The organism is Cysteiniphilum sp. (genome assembly GCF_057495195.1).
Genome location: NZ_JBXTEF010000151.1, coordinates 1 through 5,300, shown reverse-complemented (window position 1 = coordinate 5,300; position 5,300 = coordinate 1). Strand labels below are relative to the sequence as shown.

Genomic DNA, 5,300 nt, shown 5'->3' with positions numbered 1-5,300 from the left:
TCACCTTTTATGTGCTTAAAATGTGACCATATATAAGATAATGCAAAATCGATTACCTTGGTGCGAAATATGGGTTATATCATTATTTTTTTTATTAGCCTTTGGTGGTGTTGCTTTTTATAGTTTCACAGTCATGTCTTCTACTATATTTAATGAGTTTGGCTTGAGTCATACTCAAAGTTTACTTTTAACTATTACTGGTGTTTCTTCAATGATGTTATTTGAGCCTATTGCTGGTAAATTGGCTGATGTTTTTGGTTCTTATAGAATATTATCCATAGGTATAATTGGTATCATGATTATATCTTTTTTTCATACATCTATCATATTATCGGGAAATATATACTTGATTTATATGATTCAAGTAGTTTATGGTATGATTCTAGCTATGTATATGGCAGTGACACCTGGATTTTTAACCTCATTAATAAAAAAAGAAGATAGATGCCGTATTCTAGGACTAGGGTACAATATACCACTTATGATATTTGGCGGCAGCACCCCGTTAATAATTCTTTATATAACTAGATGGAGTTATTATGCTGTATCAGCATATCTTATTTTAATATCCTTTGTATCACTATATGGGATATATCTTTTATACAAAAGGAATGAATCATATGATTATTAGTGATAATGATGCTTCAATAAGATATTCAAAAACAATCCAAATCATTTGCCAAGAACTGTTTAAGAAAACACCTTTAAATTTTTTTATCTATGCCAGATTTTATCCAGATGGTAGCGTCATTAATCTTACAACTAAACCAGAATGGCATAAATACTATCGTAAGAAAAACTATCATGTAGATATAGAAAAAAGGCTTATTGAAGGTGTTCATTCTTGGAGAAGTAATGATAACACAGCAAACCATTCTCAAGAGGCTAAGAAATTATTTGATATATATAACAAACTTGAAATAGTTGAATACCATAAATCCTATATAGAATCTTTCGGATATGGCGGCGGTAAAGAGGATGGTGACTTAGATGACTTCTATTTAAATAATATAAACATACTAAGAACATACAATAAAATTTTTCTATCTAAAGCTTACGACATTATAAACAGCATAGAGTTAAATAATGAATACCTTTATGTTCCCATAAAATCATACCCCTTAACTAAGGGAGAGCAAATTATATTTGATCTCCCAAGTTATAGTAACAATCAAAGTCTAGAGTTCTCTTATTACTCACAAGGAGAAAGGTTTTCATTATTATTAACACCAACACAATTTAATATTCTTATTCTTAAGATTAGAGGCTACACGGATAGTTTTATTGCTGAAACTCTTAATTTCAGCACTCATAATGTAAAATATCATTATAAAAATATTTTAAAAAATATACATATAAAGGGAAATGATACGATATATACAGTATGTGAAAAAGCTGGAATATATGATGTTAGCAAATTTTTTAACTCATTGATTAGATAAAAAACATAACGCTTCTTCTAATTGAGATATTAATTCATTACCATATTCATTGAAATAATTACTGTAGTATGTGCTAATGTGAGGCGTTATGATCAAGTTTTTTGATTTCCATAAACTAGATTCTTTCTGTAAAGGTTCATGTTGAAAAACATCCAAATAAGCGCCTTGTATTTCATTTTGATTTAAAGCTGTAGACAGATCATTTTCTACCACTGCATTACCTCTACCAAAATTATAAAAATAAGCCTTACTATTCATATTTTTAAAAAAATCACTATCAAACATAGAGTTTGTTTCTTCAGATTGAGGAAGAAATGATACTACATGATCAACTAAAGGTATAATTTTATTCATATCTGATATATGTATATAATTAGCATTGGTTTTATTACAATGACCTTCCCGCTTAGAGCGTTGAATAGCAAATATATTTTTCATTCCTAAGTTAGATAAATATTTGGCACAATACTCACCTATTGCACCATATCCAATAATCGCAATGGATTGATTTTCTATTTGAGTTCTATTGCCATATTCTTTTGCATTTGCCCAGCGCATATTGTTTTGACAATTAATCAATGCTAATAACCTTTGATTAAATACAAGCATAGCTGAAAGCAATGTTTCTCTGATTAATTTTCCATGAAAATAACCATAATATTTTTTTATATTGCTATTTTCTGGTATAGCATCCCTTCCTGCCATACAAGTAAAAACAGCTTTTAATCTTTTTGCTCTTATGTATAAATCACTTGAAATTTTTAATGCAATTATAAAATCAGCATCTATAACTTCCTTATAAAATGAATCCTCATTATGAGGGTAGTGAAATGATATATCTTGAAATTTTTTTAATAACGTTGAAAACCTCTCTTTTGTGAATCCCAAATTTTTCTCATTAAATGGATGATAGATCACAGCTTTATATTTCATTTTTATAACCACTTTCCAATGTTTAAGTATTTATAACATAAAGAGAAAATCTATCAATCCTGTCTTAGATAGATTAGATCTATTATTTTATTTAATCTATTAGATAGATTGTAAATCATTGGATGAAAAACAACCTGAGCTAGAAAGTTAGCTAATTAGCTTTAGTTGCTATTAGCTGTATGCCATATTATATATAGGCTTATTAATTTAATGATGTTTACTTTAAGTAAGTAAATGAAGAGCAAAGGTAAGTAAATGAAGAGCAAAGGTAAGTATAGACTAAAAGCTTACCTTTCTTGTTAAAAGGTGATATGCTAATGCAACGTAAGATTGAATGTAGTTCCGAAAAAATGGATTTATGCGATAAAAGTTTTTATGTGTCAAATATTTTAGATGAGATAAAAACTGAGGATAACTGGAATATTATAGAAATTAAAATTTTAATACTTCTATTGAAAGAATTGAGCGACTCTAGAATGTATTTAAAGAAAAGTGATAGCATTAATAGTCTTGATTCAGATGTTATTTTAGATCATTTAGAAGAAGTTCCATTAAGCTACAAGTTTGATAAAATTTTAATCCAGTCAATCACAAATATATCATCAACTAATTTTTCAAGAGATATTAAAAAAACATGTAAGTCAATGATTAAGAAAGTTGTTGACACACCAAGTCCATTGGATCCAAGTAATCCTAAGTCTTTCAAATTATTTTCTTGGTTTACAGATGCAGAATATGTCGAAAAAGATCAAGTAATTAAAATAACTCTCCATATAGAGATGGTTAAAAGATTGGCAGTATTTAGACAGTATACTAGTTTAGATTATGGGATGATTTTTTCTTTAAACAATGCTTATTCTTTAAAGGTTTATCTGTCATGTAAGATAATGCTAAGTAGGTATAAAACTAATGATAGTATAAAACTTGAACTTGAATCATTTAAGGATAAAATTGGATTAAGAGACAAATATACTAAACCCTCTTTATTTGAGAAATATGTTTTAAGTGTTATTAAAGATGAAATAAATGATCTAACTGATATATTTTTTGACTACGAACTCCACAAAACAGGCAAACGGTTCACTCATATAACGCTTGAATTCTCTCAGAAAAAAGATACAAGCAAGCAATTAGATCAACCAAAACGCCAACCTCAAGAAATAGATCATCAAGCGCCAGATGTTCCGCTTAATCTTGATCTTAACGATCAAGACATAATTATAGCCGCACAACTTCAATCTTACGGTATACCTAGAAATAAAGCCTTAGAGTATGTTGAAACTTATGGCGTAGATACTTGTAAAATCGGTATTGAAAAGCTATTAGGTGAGATTCAAAAAGGCAGAGACATAAAAAATATCAGTGGTTATCTGGTTTCTTGTATTGAAAATGCTGGAAATAATTCAAGCTCACAAGAAATTAAAGCAGCAATGGATGCAGCAGAAGAGCTTGTGCAAGATCGTAAGGCTCAAGAAATGGAAAGGTTTAATAGCTTTGATACTTATATCAATAACAATGAGCAGCAAATAACAGCATTGCTTGCAAGACATGAATCCAACGAAAAGATAACTGATGAATTAGAGATCGATATGCTTAGATGCTTAAAGGATGTTGTAGCTCAGTATGAAGATTTAGAAAGTATGTCGCCCTACTATCTAACATTAAGATTTAAAGGTGAGATGCTAAACTATGGCAAAATTAAGTCTTTAGTTGAAGAACTAGAAGTTGCGACTAAGGAAGAAAGAATTGCAAAACTTAAAACCGATTTGGAAGCCAAAAAAGTAGAGCTTGAGAACGTGAGCGGAAAAACTAAGGGGTTGGTTGAGAAAGAAATTACTATGCTAAAAGTTGCAATTGCTGATTTGGTGTAAAAAGATAGACATAAATATTAGAGCTAAACAATGATAAGTAGATAAGTAGATAAGTAGATAAGTAGATATATTATAGTGTATAATCTTGAATCCATTTTTTTATGAGTTCACTCATATTTATTTTTTCATCAAGACATTTTTTTTTGAATGAATAATGTAAGCTTTCAGGAATATTCACATTTAATTTTTTTGTTGGCTCTACAGATAGCTCGGAAAGAGCTTCTTTTTTTCCTGATGAAATCACATTATCATGTGAAGGTTTTTTTGCTGATAGCTTAGCCATATACTATAACTCCATTATTTCTTTCATGATCATATTAATCTCGTGAGATGCTTTTTCATCTTGAGATGTGAATACAGTACCACCCTCAGTAGCGCTTGTTGGGTATGCTACTCTTTGAGTTGTGACGCTTTTCAAAACAGGTAAATTGTATTCTTCAAGGGCATCATTAATTTCATGGGATAATTTTGTATTTTTAATTGATCTGCTTATAACAAATGCAGCTTTTAATTTATTATCTGTTATTTCTTGCCTTGCTTTTATTAAATCCACAAGATCAGAAGTAGCCCATATGTCATATGGTGATGGTTGTACTGGGATTAGAACTAGATCTGATGCTTTTATTGCTGAAGCAGCTAATTTAGCTATTTGGGGTGCGCCATCTATAATCACCCAATCATATCCTGTTTTTATAGCGTCTAAGTCTTTAGGCAAAGTTTCCCTATCTAAGCCAACCACAGGAACTAAATTGCCATTATTAGCTGCATTCCAATCACGACATGAACCCTGTGGATCACCATCAACCAGCAGGACTTTAAATCCTTTTAACTTTAATGCGTGAGCTATATTTGTTGATAGGGTTGTTTTGCCTGAACCGCCTTTTTGATTCAGTATTGATAATACTTTCATACTTATTTCCTTATATAAGTAAATAATGCAAATTTATTATTGATAATATGAGGAAATAAGTCAATACTTAAAAGAGTAAAAGAGTAAAAGAGTAAAAGAGTAAAAGAGTAAAAGAGTAAAAGAGTAAAAGAGTAAAAGAGTAAA

6 protein-coding genes are annotated in these 5,300 nt (G+C 29.7%); 3 read left to right on the top strand and 3 right to left on the bottom strand.

The annotated features are described in order from the left end of the window. The first annotated feature begins 40 nt into the window (after positions 1-40). Together ACY10D_RS12260 and ACY10D_RS12255 are read left to right on the top strand one after the other, a co-directional pair. Positions 41-631 (top strand): MFS transporter, encoded by a 591-nt coding sequence (locus ACY10D_RS12260; RefSeq protein ID WP_487001010.1) that lies wholly within the window; start codon positions 41-43, stop codon positions 629-631. Continuing rightward, positions 621-1,442, top strand: coding sequence for a helix-turn-helix transcriptional regulator (locus tag ACY10D_RS12255; RefSeq protein WP_487001009.1), 822 nt, complete (start codon positions 621-623; stop codon positions 1,440-1,442). Before ACY10D_RS12260 ends, ACY10D_RS12255 begins: the two co-directional genes overlap by 11 nt. Here ACY10D_RS12255 and ACY10D_RS12250 read toward each other — a convergent pair. Then, entirely contained in the window at positions 1,428-2,375 is a 948-nt protein-coding gene (locus ACY10D_RS12250; protein WP_487001008.1) for an NAD(P)-dependent oxidoreductase, read from the bottom strand. The two genes, ACY10D_RS12255 and ACY10D_RS12250, sit on opposite strands and share 15 nt — an antisense overlap. A gap of 317 nt (positions 2,376-2,692) precedes the next feature. Between ACY10D_RS12250 and ACY10D_RS12245 the strand changes: the two genes are divergently transcribed. Beyond that, entirely contained in the window at positions 2,693-4,246 is a 1,554-nt protein-coding gene (locus tag ACY10D_RS12245) for a RepB family plasmid replication initiator protein (RefSeq protein ID WP_487001007.1), read from the top strand. Between the two features lie 70 nt (positions 4,247-4,316). On the opposite strand, the gene ACY10D_RS12240 is transcribed toward ACY10D_RS12245, so the two are convergent. Continuing rightward, on the bottom strand, positions 4,317-4,529 hold the full coding sequence (locus tag ACY10D_RS12240) for a hypothetical protein (RefSeq protein WP_487001006.1): 213 nt from the start codon (positions 4,527-4,529) through the stop codon (positions 4,317-4,319). 3 nt (positions 4,530-4,532) lie between these two features. Beyond that, positions 4,533-5,156, bottom strand: a complete 624-nt coding sequence (gene parA, locus ACY10D_RS12235; RefSeq protein ID WP_487001005.1) for a ParA family partition ATPase — start codon at positions 5,154-5,156, stop codon at positions 4,533-4,535. Positions 5,157-5,300 lie beyond the last annotated feature (144 nt).

What these genes read in the sequence shown, in the direction of transcription:
- ACY10D_RS12260 (WP_487001010.1), top strand. Translation starts at nt 41, where the DNA reads ATGCAAAATCGATTACCTTGGTGCGAAATATGGGTTATATCATTATTT.
- ACY10D_RS12255 (WP_487001009.1), top strand. Translation starts at nt 621, where the DNA reads ATGATTATTAGTGATAATGATGCTTCAATAAGATATTCAAAAACAATC.
- ACY10D_RS12250 (WP_487001008.1), bottom strand. Translation starts at nt 2,375, where the DNA reads ATGAAATATAAAGCTGTGATCTATCATCCATTTAATGAGAAAAATTTG.
- ACY10D_RS12245 (WP_487001007.1), top strand. Translation starts at nt 2,693, where the DNA reads ATGCAACGTAAGATTGAATGTAGTTCCGAAAAAATGGATTTATGCGAT.
- ACY10D_RS12240 (WP_487001006.1), bottom strand. Translation starts at nt 4,529, where the DNA reads ATGGCTAAGCTATCAGCAAAAAAACCTTCACATGATAATGTGATTTCA.
- parA (WP_487001005.1), bottom strand. Translation starts at nt 5,156, where the DNA reads ATGAAAGTATTATCAATACTGAATCAAAAAGGCGGTTCAGGCAAAACA.